This is a genomic window from Pseudomonas sp. BN505, from assembly GCF_029873175.1.
In the GTDB taxonomy this organism is placed as follows: Bacteria; Pseudomonadota; Gammaproteobacteria; order Pseudomonadales; family Pseudomonadaceae; genus Aquipseudomonas; species Aquipseudomonas putida.
The window spans coordinates 1-13,210 of sequence record NZ_SSOI01000029.1; the positions used below are offsets into that span (position 1 = coordinate 1).

A 13,210-nucleotide genomic window follows, 5' to 3' on the forward strand; every position below is an offset into this window, starting at 1 on the left:
TTCGTGCACCCACCCCGCGACTGGAACGATGACGATGGCTTGAGCCACATGCATTGCCTGGCGCCGAAGGTTCATTGGCCGGAGGACATAGATCGCGAATCCCGTACTGCACCGTCTGAAGGAGAAGCCCTATGAATCCGGTTGTACTTGTAGGCCACCAACACAACTGTCCGCTGCATGGGGTAAACCAGGTCGAGAGCGGCAGCGCTACGTATACGTTTAACGGCAGGCCGGTCGCCAGGGTAGGTGACCGGACAATCTGTGGCGCGGTGATAGAGAGTGGGGCCGGGCATTTCCTGATCGAAGGTGCGGCGGTGGCCCGCAAAGGCGACCGGACGGATCACGGTGGTGTGCTTGAGGAAGGGGATGCTGGGTGGCTGCTGTAACTTTAAACAGACATTGAAGTGGATGGCACCGGCTACGCCGGTGTTCGCGGCTAAAGCCGCTCCCACAAAGATGGCGTGTGGCCTGGACTTGCGCCGTACCAGCAGGCAACGCGGTGGATGGCCCGAGCTTCGCCCGCTCCCACAGTGATCGTGCAAGCCTTAAGACGCCATGCAAGACAACGAGAGACAGTTATTTTTTCAGCTATCTGCTGGCGCGTTGATCTGTTTGCCGGGTTTGGCGGCAACTTCAACGGCTTGGCCGTCCCGCTGTTTGCCTTGGCGGGCCAGGCCTTCGAGTTGCGGTATCAGCATGCCTTCCGGCAAATGCCGCCAGAACCGCCCGGGCATGTGCAGGCGCAGGGCATCGGGGTTGAGGCGGGCGGGGTTGAAGGTGTGGCGGTAGTAGGTGCGCCATAGTTCGGCGCCTGGGTCTTCAGCGTTGCGCGCCCATTGTTGCCAGCGCTCGGGGCATCGGCGTTGGTAATCGAACACCTGGCCGTCGAACCGAATGCCATCCTGTGGTGTGGCGATCAACCAGCGCAAACGCCCCAGGCGGTCAGCAAAATGGGGGCTGGCACTTTCCAGAATGTCATGTGCCGGTTCGTGGTAAGCGACCAGATCAAGTTGCAGGCGTTCTGCCAACGCCTCTGGCAACGGTACGAAGCGCACAAACGCATGCAGGTGATGCGCCTCTCGGCTGACTTGCTTGATGCGCCGTTGCAATTCACTGCCCAATCGGTCGCCCGCCAGCATGGCCGTGCGGTCACCATGGGCCACCCGCCAGAGCACCTCGTACAACAGGTTCCAGCGTTGCTCGCCGCAGTAACGGGCAGCCTGCTCCAGCTGGTCCAGCAGCGCGGCAGGCACTTTGGCGCGAAAAGGGCCAGGGCCTTCGGGGGGCGACGCAGGCACTGCCAACAGGTCTGCCATCGGGCCCTGTGACCAGGTGACTTGCGACGGGTCGATGCCATGCCCCAGCAACACGCGGGCCTGATCCCGCCAGGTGGCGAACCGGTCATCGCAGTCGAGCGCAATCATCCCCAAAGCCCCATCTGCACTGGTGCTTGCGGCTCACGCAAACGCGCCCGCAGCAAGCCGCTGCGCAGCTCGGACTGGGCTGGGCGGTAATCGCTGGTGACGATGAACGGCCGTGCCTTGTCCAGCACGCAGCGCAGCTGGATCAGGTCGTCATAGCGGATGCGCCGTTCCCGGCGCAGCGCGACCAGGCGCTGCACGCTGCGCAGGCCGATACCGGGAATACGCGCGAGCAGCGCAGGCTCGGCGCGGTTTACATCCAGCGGAAAAATGTCGCGGTTGGCCAGCGCCCAGGCCAGTTTGGGGTCGATGTCCAGCGCCAGGTTGCCGCTCTGGCCCAGTAGTTCACCTGCCTTGTAGCCGTAGCCACGCAGCAGGAAGTCGGCCTGGTACAGGCGGTGCTCGCGCAGCAGCGGCGGTGCAGCCAGGGGCACGCTGCCCGGGCTGTCGGGGATCGGGCTGAAGGCAGAATAGTACACGCGCTTTAGGCCGTAACCTTGGTACAGCGACTCGGCATTGCGCAGCAGGGTGCTGTCGTCGGTGCTGTCGGCGCCGACGATGACCTGGGTGCTTTGCCCGGCAGGGGTGAAGCGCGGGGCCTTGGGTTCGTTGGCCACGGCTTGCTGGCCCTGGTGAATCACGCCCATCGCCTGGCGGATGGTATGCGCGTGTTTTTCCGGCGCCAGGCGCTTGAGGCTGGCGTCGGTGGGCAGTTCGATATTGACGCTGAGGCGGTCGGCCAGGCGGCCGGCCTCTTCGATCAGTAGCGGGTCGGCATCGGGGATGGTCTTGAGGTGAATGTAGCCGCGGAAGTTGTGCTCTTCGCGCAACAAGCGGGCTACGCGGATCAGTTGCTCCATGGTGTAATCCGCCGAACGGATGATGCCGGAGCTGAGGAACAGGCCACTGATGCAATTGCGTCGATAGAAATCCAGGGTCAGGCGCACCACTTCCTCAGGGCTGAAGCGCGCGCGGGGGACGTTGCTGGACCGGCGGTTCACGCAATACTGGCAGTCATACAGGCAGAAGTTGGTCAACAGTACCTTGAGCAGCGACACGCAACGGCCGTCGGGGGTGTAGCTGTGACAGATGCCCATGCCGTTGGTAGCGCCCAGGCCGTCGCCGCCGCGCGAATTGCGCTTGGGTGCACCGCTGCTGGCGCAAGATGCATCGTATTTGGCAGCGTCGGCAAGGATGCCGAGTTTGGCGATGAGTTGCATGAGGCTGTCTCACTGTACTGAATATTCATACAGTATTTTGAGATGTGTCTGATTGCAAGTGGTTGTGCGCCAGCCATGCCCGACTAAATCCGTCAGCTAAGCTTGTGGCTGGACTTACGGATAGCAACGAGGCGCGGAAAAGGTTATGAAAATTACCCTGAAGCCGGAGCTGGCGCTGGCCGGGCTGGCCTTGGCCTTTGGCATGTTCAATGCCCAGGCCGCAGAAACCAGGAAGGTCGATGTGATGCTGGTAGGCGGCGGCATCATGAGTTCTACGCTGGCGGTCTGGCTCAACGAACTGGAGCCGGGCTGGTCGATGGAAATGGTCGAGCGTCTGGACAAGGTCGCCGAAGAAAGCTCCAACGGCTGGAACAACGCCGGCACCGGCCACTCGGCCCTCGCCGAACTCAACTACACCCCGGAAAAAGACGGCAAGATCGACATCAGCAAGGCGGTGGAGATCAACGAGTCGTTCCAGGTCACCCGCCAGTTCCTGGCCTGGCAGGTGAAGCAGGGGGTGTTGAAGAACCCGCATTCGTTTATCAACACCACGCCCCATATGAGTTTCGTCTGGGGTGACGACAACATCCGCTTCCTGAAAAAGCGTTATGAGGCGCTGCAGGCCAGTCCGTTGTTCAAGCCCATGCAGTACTCCGAGGACCATGAGCAGATCCGCAAGTGGGTACCGTTGATGATGGAGGGGCGCGACCCCAACCAGAAACTGGCGGTAACCTGGACGCCGATTGGCACCGACGTCAACTTTGGCGAGATTACCCGGCAGTACGTGGGCTATCTGCAGACCCGGCCTAACTTCGACCTCAAGTTGTCCACCGAAGTACAAGACATCACCCGTAACGACGACGGCTCGTGGCATGTCGAGTACAAGAACCTCAAAGATGGCAGCAAGGCGGCCACCGACGCCAAGTTCCTGTTCATTGGTGCTGGTGGTGCGGCGTTACCCCTGCTGCAGAAGTCGGGGATTGACGAGGCTAAGGACTATGCCGGTTTCCCGGTCGGCGGTTCGTTCCTGGTCACCGACAACCCGGCTATCGCGCAGCGTCATATGGCCAAGGCCTATGGCATTGCCGCCACCGGTGCGCCACCCATGTCGGTGCCGCACCTGGACACCCGGGTGCTCGATGGCAAGCGCATGATCCTCTTCGGGCCGTTCGCCACCTTCTCGACCAAGTTCCTCAAGCAAGGCTCGCTGCTCGACCTGCTTGCCAGTACCAGCGTGCACAACGCCTGGCCGATGGTGCGGGTCGGGGTACGCGAGTTTGACCTGGTCCAGTACCTGATCGGTCAGGTGCTGCAATCCGACAATGACCGCTTCGAAGCGCTGCGCACTTACTTCCCCGAGGCGAAGAAGGAAGACTGGCGGCTGTGGCAGGCGGGGCAGCGGGTACAGATCATCAAAAAGGACGAGGCATTGGGTGGCGTGCTCAAGCTCGGTACTGAGGTGGTGATGTCCAGGGACGGTAGCATCGCCGGGTTGCTGGGCGCCTCGCCGGGTGCCTCGACCGCGCCACCGATCATGCTCGATGTGCTCAACAAGGTGTTCAAGGACAAGGTAGCAACGCCGGAATGGCAGGGTAAGATCAAACAGATCATCCCGTCCTACGGAACGCGCCTCAACGACCACCCCGACCAGGTATTGAAGGAGTGGGCGTACACCAACGAGGTGCTGCAACTCGATCCGCCAGCCGGCACCGCTGCGCCGTAGCACGGCGGGGGCGCAGGTTTTAACGGGCGACGGGCGCGTCTGCCCAGGCAAAGCGGTAGACGTGACCCGGGGCAGCGGTTTGGCAATGGCCGTTGTCGGCATCGGCACCCACCACATACCACTCGGCCCGCGACGTTTCGCCAAGCTTGCGGGCCTTGTCGGCACTGAAGCAGCGGCCCAGTTCGGAGGCCGGGATCAGGGCGAAGGCGGTGGGGTTGTGGCGCAGCCAATAGGCCGCCGCATCCGCCCTGGATTGGCCGGTAAAGCCGAAATGCACGATGGGCTGCCGGGCAAACAGCCAATGCCCTTCGCGCCAGTTGACCAGCACCAGCTCGGCTCCGCCGGTGGCGCGTGCCGCTTCGCTCATCAGCGCCTCATGCGGGTTGCGGCCCTCCTTCAGCGGCTCGACGAAGCCGCGGGCGAACCACAGCGCGAACCATGTCAGGGCCACGGCGACAAAGGCTTTGCGCCAGGCCGGCCGGCCCAGCAACCAGCGTTTGAGCAGCCACGGTATCAGCGGGGCGATGGCCAGCACCAGGCCCGGCAGCGCCGGGAAGATGTACAACTTGCGCTTGCCACTGCTGAGGCTGAAAAACAGCAGCACCAACGCCACCCAGCCGAGTAGCAGCAAGAAGCGCCCGTCGCGCTTTTGCAGCTGGCGGCGCCAGGCCGGTACCAGCCAGGGCAGGGCCAGCACCAGCGGCAGCCAGTACTTGGGAATGACCTTGACGAAGAAGTACCAGAATGGCTCGCGATGGTCCCAGGCATTGGTATAGCGGCTGGCGGTCTGGCGCAGCAAGATTTCGTTGAGGTAGGCCAGCTCCGCTGCGCCACCGCCCTGGGCGATCGACACCAGCAGGGGCACACGCCACACCGCGCAACCGGCCAGCAGGCAAAACAGCCCAAGGCTCCAGCGCCAACCTTGGCCAGGCATGGCCACAACGGCGTGCCAGCCTTGGCGCACCGCCCAGGCATAGGGCAGCAGCATCAGCGCCGGGACAAAGCCCACGCCCTTGCTGATGATGCCCAGCCCCATGGCCGCACAGGCCAGGTAGAACCAACCCCACGCCGGCCCCAATAGCAGGTGGCGCACCATGCCATAGAAACCCAGCGCCACCCATAGGCACAGGAAGCTGTCGATCTGCCCGGTGCGCAGGATGCTGTAGCTCTGGTAGGTGGCCAGGAACAGCAAGGCGGCGATCACGCCGATGCGCCGGCTCCACAGGCGCCGCCCCAGGTCGTGCAGCACCCAGGTGATGGTTGCCGCCGACATCAACCCGGGCAGGTAGAGGGCAACCTTGGGCGAGCCGGTCAGTTGGCTGAACAGGGCCACGGTCCACATGAACAGCGGCGGCTTGTCGCCGTAGATTTCCGCTGCCCGGTGGGGGATGAACCAGTTGCCGCTTTGCAGCATTTCCAGGGCTACGCCCAGAAAGCGCTCCTCATCCACATTCATCGGCTGTCGCCAGCCGATACCTGCGCCCACCAACATTACGGCGAGGGCAATAAGGGCCAGGCGTTCGGCCCCAAGCGTCTTGAACCTGGGCAAGGGCTAGTCCTTCTGTTCCTGGTTGCGGGCGATCAGTTGCAGGTTGCGCAGGTAGACCAGAAAGCCGAAGCTCTGGCCGATGATGAACACCGGGTCCTGGCGGTAGATGGCGTAGGTCAGCAGCAGGGCACTGCCGAGCATGCTGAGGTACCAGAAACCTACCGGGATCACGCTGCGGCGCTTGAACTCGCTGTACAGCCACTGCAGCACGAAGCGCCCGGTGAACACCGCCTGGCCGGCGAAGCCGATGATCAGCCACAGGGTTTCGCGGGTCATCCTTCAAGTTCCTGCGGGCGGCTGTCCAGGCGGGTGCGGCGAATCAGCCACCACACCCCGAACAAGTCGAGGATGCCAACCAGGGCGCGGTCCAGGTTGCCGTACTTGGAAACCCCGGCATGGCGTGGCCGGTGGTTGACCGGGTGCACCAGCATGCGGCCGTTGTGGCGCAGGATCAGGGCCGGGATAAAGCGGTGCATGTGGTCGAAGTAGGGCAGGCGCAGGAAGGCTGCGCGTTCTATCAGCTTCAGCCCGCAGCCGGTGTCTGGCGTGGCGTCCTTGAGCAGGCGCCTGCGCAGGTTGTTGGCAAAACGCGAAGCCCAGCGCTTGCTGGCGCTGTCACGGCGGTTGACGCGGTGCCCGGCGACCAGTTTCACGCCGCCGGCCAGGGGCTGGTTGGCGCGCACCAGGGCCAGCATGCCCGGGATGTCTGCGGGGTCGTTCTGGCCGTCGCCGTCGAGAGTGGCCAGCCACTGGCCGCGGGCCGCCTGCGCGGCATGCCACAGTGAGGTGCTCTGGCCCAGCGAGCGCTCGTGACGCAGTATGCGCAGTTGGGTGTAACCCTGGCTTTTCAGTTGCTGCAGCACGCTCAGGGTACCATCGCTGCTGCCGTCATCGACCACCACTACTTCATAGGCTTCGGCCGCCAGTGCGGCGCGGATTTCCATTAACAGTGATGGCAGGTTTTCGACCTCGTTCCTGGCGGGGATCAGTACCGAGAGGTCAAGTGGATCTGTCATGAGGCTACCTGTGGTCTTGTTGTGAGGGCGCGGCTCAAACCCGGTAAAAATCCCGGTACCAGCCAACGAAAGCGTTAACGCCGTGTTCCAGCGATGTGCCCGGGGTAAAGTCGATCCAGCGCGCCAGCGAGCCCACATCGGCCCAGGTCTCGAGCACGTCTCCCGCTTGCAGTGGCAGGTAGTCGCGCTGGGCCTTGATGCCCAAGGCGTCCTCCAGGCACTCGACGAAATGCAGCAGCCGCACCGGCTGGCCACGGCCGATGTTGAACAGCTGGCAGGGCGGTTGCCCGTGGGCAGGCTGTGGTGGCTTCAGGCGCAGGCGCAGGATGCTTTCGACGATGTCGTCGATGTAGGTGAAGTCGCGCCCCATCAGGCCGTTGTTGTAAATCTCGATCGGGCGGCTTTCGAGCATGGCGCGGGTGAACTTGAACAGCGCCATGTCGGGGCGGCCCCACGGACCGTAGACGGTGAAAAAGCGCAAACCCGTGGTCGGTAGGCGATACAGGTGCGCATAGCTGTGCGCCATCAGTTCATTGGCGCGCTTGCTGGCGGCATAGAGCGACACCGGCTGCTCGACCGGGTCGTCGACGCTGAACGGCAGCTTGGCGTTGGCGCCGTACACCGAGCTGCTGGAGGAGTAGATCAAGTGGCGCGGCGGATGCTGGCGGCAGGCTTCGAGCATATTGAGGAAACCGACCAGGTTGGCTTGGCCATAGGCCCCGGGGTTGTCCAGCGAATAGCGCACCCCGGCCTGGGCCGCCAGGTGGATCACTTCACTGAATGCCTGCCCGGTGAACAGCTGTTGCAGGTCGACGCTGTTGGCGATGTCCAGGGGCTGAAAGCGGAAATTGGCGAAGCCGGACAGCTGTTGCAGGCGCGCCCGTTTCAGCTCGACGCTGTAGTAGGCATTGAGGTTGTCGATGCCGAGTACCTCGATGCCTGCCTCGCACAGGCGGCGCGCGACGTGGAAGCCGATAAAGCCGGCCACACCGGTAATCAGTACGGGCATGCTGGCTGCACCTGGCCGCGGCCGATACCGTAGTAAGTCAGGCCGGCAGCGGCCATGTGCTCGGGTTCGAACAGGTTGCGGCCGTCGAACACCACTCGATCGGCCAACAGATCCGGCACTTTGTCCAGATTCAGCACACGGTAGTCCTGCCACTCTGTGACGATGACCAGGGCATCGGCGCCCTCCAGCGCATCGTCCTTGCACGGCACCAGCTGCAAATCGGTGCGCGGGCCGTAATGCCGCAGGATTTCGTCCATCGCCTGCGGGTCGTGAGCCTGCACTCGCGCGCCAGCAGCCCACAGCGCTTCCAGCAAAATTCGGCTGGAGGCTTCGCGGATGTCATTGGTGTTGGGCTTGAACGACAACCCCCACAGGGCGAATACCTTGCCGCGCAGGCCATCGGGATAATGCCGCTGGATCTTGCTGAACAGCCGACCCTTCTGATGTTCGTTGACCGACTCCACCGCACGCAGCAACTGCGGCTCGAAGCCTTCAGCTTCGGCGCTGCGGCGCAGGGCTTGCAGGTCCTTGGGGAAGCATGAGCCGCCAAAGCCGCAGCCGGCGTAGATGAAGTCGTAACCGATGCGCGGGTCGGAGCCGATGCCGCGGCGCACCATTTCGATATCGGCCCCCAGGTGCTCGGCCAGGTTGGCGATTTCGTTGATGAAGGAAATCTTGGTCGCCAGCATGCAGTTGGCCGCGTACTTGGTCAGCTCGGCGCTGCGTGCATCCATGACCATGAGTTTTTCGCGGTTGCGGCTGAACGGCAGGTACAGCTCGCGCAGCAACTCCACTTCGGCCGGTTCGGCGCCGCCGATGATAATGCGGTCCGGCCGCATGCAGTCGTCCACGGCCGAGCCTTCTTTGAGAAACTCCGGGTTGCTGATTACCTGGAAGCGAGCGGGGTCGGTGACGGCCTGGGCTATGCGCGACTTGATACGGTGCACCGTGCCGACCGGGGCGGTGGACTTGTTGACGATCACCTTGGCGCCGTCAGCATGTTCGAGAATGCTGTCGACCACGGCAAAAACCTGCTTCAGGTCAGCGCTGCCATCGGCTTGCGGCGGTGTGCCGACTGCAATGAACTGCAGCCTTGCGTAGTTGGCTGCTGCCATGGCATCAGTGGTGAAGCGCAGGCGGCCACAGGCCAGGTTTTTCTCCAGCATCGGCGCAAGGCCGGGCTCGAAGATCGGGCAATGGCCTTCATTGAGAGTGGCAACCCGCTCGGCGTCGACATCCATGCACAACACCGAGTGCCCCACCTGGGCCAGGCACACTGCCTGGGTGAGGCCGACATAGCCGGTACCGAAAACCGTGACTTTCATCTTTCCGCTCCTTGATAAGAAAGCTGAAAAAAAATGTCACAGTCTTGTTTAGGAATTGTTACCTGAAGGAGGAATTCCGCCGCTATTTAGACGGGATCTCGTCGCGTATGTGCAGAAGATCTAAACTTACCGAGTGCTCGCGATAACGCGCTGTAGGGCGAGCACAAACCCTTGAACCGACCACCGCCTCCCCGGATCGGAGTTCCCTCGCTGGCGATGGCCTTCTTGCAGAGGAGGGCAGGTCATGGACGAGGCACGGCTTCACGATTTCATGGGCAAGCTGGTGGGCGACATGGGTGCAGCGGCGACCCTGGCCAATGTCATCCTGGGCGACGAACTGGGGTTGTATCGAGCGATGGCCGATAGCCAGCCAACTACCCCCGAAGCGCTGGCGGAAAAAACCGGCTGCCATCCGCGGCTGGTGCGCGAATGGCTGAACGCCCAGGCCGCTTCGGGTTACATGGCACACGACAAGGGCTCTTTTGTGCTGCCCGCAGAGCAGGCCATGGCCCTGGCGCTGGAGGACTCCCCGGCTTACATGGCCGGTGGGGCCGCAGTGATCGCTGCGCTGTTCCATGACAAGGACAAGCTGGTCGCGGCCATGCGCGGCGATGGCGGGCTGGCCTGGGGGGACCACCACCCGTGCATGTTCAGCGGTACCGAGCGGTTTTTCCGGCCGGGCTACCGTACGTTTCTGGTCGCTGAGTGGTTGCCAGCGCTCGAGGGTGTAGTGGCCAAGCTACAGGCGGGCGCCAAGGTCGCGGATGTAGGCTGCGGGCATGGCGCCTCGACGCTGGTCATGGCCCAGGCGTTTCCAGCGTCTACCTTCGTCGGCTACGACTACCACGGGCCTTCCATCACCACCGCCAACGATCGTGCGCGTGAGGCGGGGCTAGCCGAGCGGGTGAGTTTTCAGCAGGCCAGTGCGAAGGATTACCCGGGGCATGACCATGACCTGGTGTGCTTCTTCGATTGCCTGCACGACATGGGCGACCCGGTGGGGGCGGCCAAGCATGCCTATCGGGCGTTGAAGGCTGACGGCACGGTCATGCTGGTAGAACCTTTTGCCGAGGATTCGCTGGACGGTAACCTGACGCCGGTAGGGCGCTTGTTCTACGCAGCGTCTACCTTCATCTGCACGCCGAATTCGCTGTCGCAAGAGGTGGGCTTGGGGCTGGGCGCGCAAGCCGGGGAGGCGCGGTTGCGGGCGGTGTTCGAGGAGGCGGGGTTCAGCCGGTTCCGGCGTGCGACGCAGACGCCGTTCAACCTCATTCTTGAGGCGCGGAAGTAGGGTGAAGTCCTGTACGGGCCTCTTCGCGGGCTTGCCCCCCCACAGGATAACTTGAGGCCTGAGAAGCACGTTATCTGTGGGAGCGGGCGAGCCCGCGAAGAGGCCAGGCCTGGAAACGCAGAAGGGGCGCCATGTGGCGCCCCTTCTGTTTGTTACTTAGGCTTCAGCGTCCCAAGGACGATCGCCTTTTTCATCCTTGACGCGGGTTGGCAGGCCCATCACGTCCAGCGCCTTGAGGAACGGCTCGGCTGGCAGCTCCTCGACGTTGACCATGCGCTTGGCATCCCATTCGCCACGGGCAACCAGCAGGGCAGCAGCCACTGGCGGTACACCGGCGGTGTAGGAAATGCCCTGGCTGTCGGTCTCGGCGTAGGCTTCTTCGTGGTCAGCCACGTTGTAGATGAACACTTCGCGCGGCTGGCCATCCTTGGTGCCCTTGACCAGGTCACCGATGCAGGTCTTGCCGGTGTAGCCAGGGGCCAGGGAGGCCGGGTCTGGCAGTACGGCCTTGACCACTTTCAGCGGTACCACTTCCAGGCCTTCGGCGGTTTTCACCGGTTGCTCGCTGAGCAGGCCCAGGTTTTTCAGCACGGTGAACACATTGATGTAGTGCTCGCCGAAGCTCATCCAGAAACGCACGTTCGGTACGTTGAGGTTCTTCGAAATCGAGTGAACTTCGTCGTGGCCGGTCAGGTACAGGTTTTGCGATCCTACCACGGGCAGGTCGTCGGTACGCTTGACCTCGAACATGGTGTTGCTGGTCCACTGGCTGTTCTGCCAGCTCCACACTTGCCCGGTGAACTCGCGGAAGTTGATTTCCGGGTCGAAGTTGGTGGCAAAGTACTTGCCATGCGAACCGGCATTGACGTCGAGAATGTCGATCGAATCAATGCTGTCGAAATACTGCTGCTGCGCCAGTTTGGCGTAGCTGTTTACCACACCCGGGTCGAAACCGACGCCGAGAATGGCTGTAATGTTCTTTGCCTGGCACTCTTCGAGGTGTTTCCACTCGTAGTTGCCGTACCACGGCGGGGTCTCGCAAATCTTGCCCGGCTCTTCGTGGATGGCGGTGTCCAGATAGGCGACACCCGTATCGATGCAGGCACGCAGCACCGACATGTTGAGGAAGGCGGAACCTACGTTGATCACGATCTGCGATTCGGTCTCGCGGATCAGCGCCTTGGTTGCCTCGACATCGAGGGCATTGAGCGAGAAGGCCAGGATGTCGGCGGGTACCTTGAGGCTACCCTTGGCCTTGACGCTGTCGATGATGGCCTGGCATTTGGAGATGTTCCGTGACGCGATAGCGATACGACCCAGTTCGTCGTTATGCTGTGCGCACTTGTGGGCCACCACCTTGGCGACACCTCCTGCACCAATGATAAGAACGTTCTTCTTCAATTTACCTTTTGCTCCTTACTTGGAAAGCCGGCCTTACGACAGGCTGGAAACGTAGTCTTCAAAACCGAACTCGCGGACGACTTCGACGCTGCCGTCGAGTTGCTTGACCACGATGGATGGCATTTTCAGACCGTTGAACCAGTTTTTCTTGACCATGGTGTAACCCGCCGTGTCGATGAACGACAGGCGATCGCCAATGGCCAACGGGCGATCGAATTGGTACTCGCCGAAGATGTCACCGGCTAGGCACGACTTGCCGCAGACCATGTAGGTGTGCTCGCCGTCGTTGGGGGCCATCTTGGCGTTGAGGCGGTAGATCAGCAGGTCGAGCAGGTGCGCTTCAATCGAGCTGTCGACCACGGCCAGGTGCTTGCCGTTGTACAGGGTGTCGAGCACGGTCACTTCCAGCGAGGCGCTGTTGGTGATGGCCGCTTCGCCCGGCTCCAGGTACACCTGCACGCCGTACTTCTCCGAGAAGGCTTTGAGGCGTGCGCAGAAGGCGTCTACCGCATAGTCTTCACCGGTGAAGTGGATGCCGCCACCGAGGCTGACCCACTCGACCTTGTGCAGCAGGTGACCGAAGCGCTCTTCGATGTGCGTGAGCATCTTGTCGAACAGGCCGAAGTCGCCGTTCTCGCAGTTGTTGTGGAACATGAAGCCGGAGATCTGTTCGATCACCTGCTCGATCTTGGCAGGGTCCCATTCGCCCAGGCGGCTGAACGGACGTGCCGGGTCGGCCAGCAGGTAGTCAGAGCTGCTGACCTGCGGGTTGACGCGCAGGCCGCGCACCTTGCCTTCGGACTGTTCGGCAAAGCGCTGCAGCTGGCCGATCGAGTTGAAGATGATCTTGTCGCAGTTCTCGAGCATTTCCTCGACCTCGTCGTCGGCCCAGGCCACGCTGTAGGCGTGGGTCTCGCCGGCGAACTTCTGGCGGCCGAGCTTGAGCTCGAAGAGGGAGGACGAGGTGGTGCCGTCCATGTACTGCTGCATCAAGTCGAAGACCGACCAGGTGGCGAAGCACTTGAGGGCAAGCAGCGCCTTGGCACCGGAGTGTTCACGCACGTAGGCGATCTTCTCCATGTTGCTGAGCAGCTTGGTTTTATCGATGAGGTAATACGGCGTCTTGATCATTTAAAGGCCCCCGGCCAGGCCGGCCAAAAAAAGGACACGCATTGTGCCTTCACTTGCCGCAGACCGAAAGGGTGCGATACGCATTTCGTCAGGGTTGACGCCGTTGCGAGGGCATTTTTCCGGT

Annotated in this window: 12 protein-coding genes; 3 read left to right on the forward strand and 9 right to left on the reverse strand. The window is 62.4% G+C overall.

The features are described 5' to 3' along the window. Window positions 1-131: 131 nt before the first annotated feature. The gene (locus E8E78_RS07115) at window positions 132-386 is read left to right on the forward strand and encodes a PAAR domain-containing protein (protein WP_280337099.1); all 255 of its coding nucleotides are present in this window, start codon (window positions 132-134) and stop codon (window positions 384-386) included. A 198-nt stretch (window positions 387-584) separates the two neighbouring features. Here the strand turns inward: E8E78_RS07115 and E8E78_RS07120 are convergent, their stop codons facing one another. Both E8E78_RS07120 and E8E78_RS07125 read right to left on the reverse strand, forming a co-directional pair. Further along, window positions 585-1,430, reverse strand: a complete 846-nt coding sequence (locus E8E78_RS07120; RefSeq protein WP_049276630.1) for a TIGR03915 family putative DNA repair protein — start codon at window positions 1,428-1,430, stop codon at window positions 585-587. After that, entirely contained in the window at window positions 1,421-2,641 is a 1,221-nt protein-coding gene (locus E8E78_RS07125) for a putative DNA modification/repair radical SAM protein (protein ID WP_016499955.1), read from the reverse strand. Before E8E78_RS07125 ends, E8E78_RS07120 begins: the two co-directional genes overlap by 10 nt. 145 nt (window positions 2,642-2,786) lie before the next feature. On the opposite strand from E8E78_RS07125, the gene mqo reads away from it, so the two are divergent. Continuing rightward, complete coding sequence (gene mqo / locus E8E78_RS07130; protein WP_049276631.1) at window positions 2,787-4,364, forward strand: malate dehydrogenase (quinone); 1,578 nt, start codon at window positions 2,787-2,789, stop codon at window positions 4,362-4,364. A 19-nt stretch (window positions 4,365-4,383) separates the two neighbouring features. On the opposite strand, the gene E8E78_RS07135 is transcribed toward mqo, so the two are convergent. From E8E78_RS07135 to E8E78_RS07155, 5 genes are read right to left on the reverse strand one after another with little or no spacing between them, the layout of a single operon-like run. Then, window positions 4,384-5,913: a glycosyltransferase family 39 protein gene (locus tag E8E78_RS07135; RefSeq protein WP_280311644.1), complete on the reverse strand. Its 1,530-nt coding sequence runs from the start codon at window positions 5,911-5,913 to the stop codon at window positions 4,384-4,386. A gap of 3 nt (window positions 5,914-5,916) precedes the next feature. After that, the gene (locus tag E8E78_RS07140; protein WP_016499952.1) at window positions 5,917-6,189 is read right to left on the reverse strand and encodes a lipid-A-disaccharide synthase N-terminal domain-containing protein; all 273 of its coding nucleotides are present in this window, start codon (window positions 6,187-6,189) and stop codon (window positions 5,917-5,919) included. Beyond that, window positions 6,186-6,929: a glycosyltransferase family 2 protein gene (locus tag E8E78_RS07145; protein WP_114942387.1), complete on the reverse strand. Its 744-nt coding sequence runs from the start codon at window positions 6,927-6,929 to the stop codon at window positions 6,186-6,188. The genes E8E78_RS07140 and E8E78_RS07145 overlap by 4 nt, the downstream gene beginning before the upstream one ends. A gap of 34 nt (window positions 6,930-6,963) precedes the next feature. After that, the gene (locus tag E8E78_RS07150; RefSeq protein WP_114942388.1) at window positions 6,964-7,938 is read right to left on the reverse strand and encodes an NAD-dependent epimerase/dehydratase family protein; all 975 of its coding nucleotides are present in this window, start codon (window positions 7,936-7,938) and stop codon (window positions 6,964-6,966) included. After that, window positions 7,926-9,263 (reverse strand): UDP-glucose/GDP-mannose dehydrogenase family protein, encoded by a 1,338-nt coding sequence (locus E8E78_RS07155; RefSeq protein ID WP_049275134.1) that lies wholly within the window; start codon window positions 9,261-9,263, stop codon window positions 7,926-7,928. The genes E8E78_RS07150 and E8E78_RS07155 overlap by 13 nt, the downstream gene beginning before the upstream one ends. 244 nt (window positions 9,264-9,507) lie before the next feature. Between E8E78_RS07155 and E8E78_RS07160 the strand changes: the two genes are divergently transcribed. Then, the gene (locus E8E78_RS07160) at window positions 9,508-10,554 is read left to right on the forward strand and encodes a class I SAM-dependent methyltransferase (protein ID WP_049275133.1); all 1,047 of its coding nucleotides are present in this window, start codon (window positions 9,508-9,510) and stop codon (window positions 10,552-10,554) included. Between the two features lie 156 nt (window positions 10,555-10,710). On the opposite strand, the gene E8E78_RS07165 is transcribed toward E8E78_RS07160, so the two are convergent. After that, window positions 10,711-11,955: a saccharopine dehydrogenase family protein gene (locus E8E78_RS07165; RefSeq protein WP_049275132.1), complete on the reverse strand. Its 1,245-nt coding sequence runs from the start codon at window positions 11,953-11,955 to the stop codon at window positions 10,711-10,713. A gap of 33 nt (window positions 11,956-11,988) precedes the next feature. Continuing rightward, a complete protein-coding gene (nspC, locus tag E8E78_RS07170; protein ID WP_003248125.1) occupies window positions 11,989-13,086 on the reverse strand; it encodes a carboxynorspermidine decarboxylase in 1,098 nt (365 codons plus the stop codon). Window positions 13,087-13,210 lie beyond the last annotated feature (124 nt).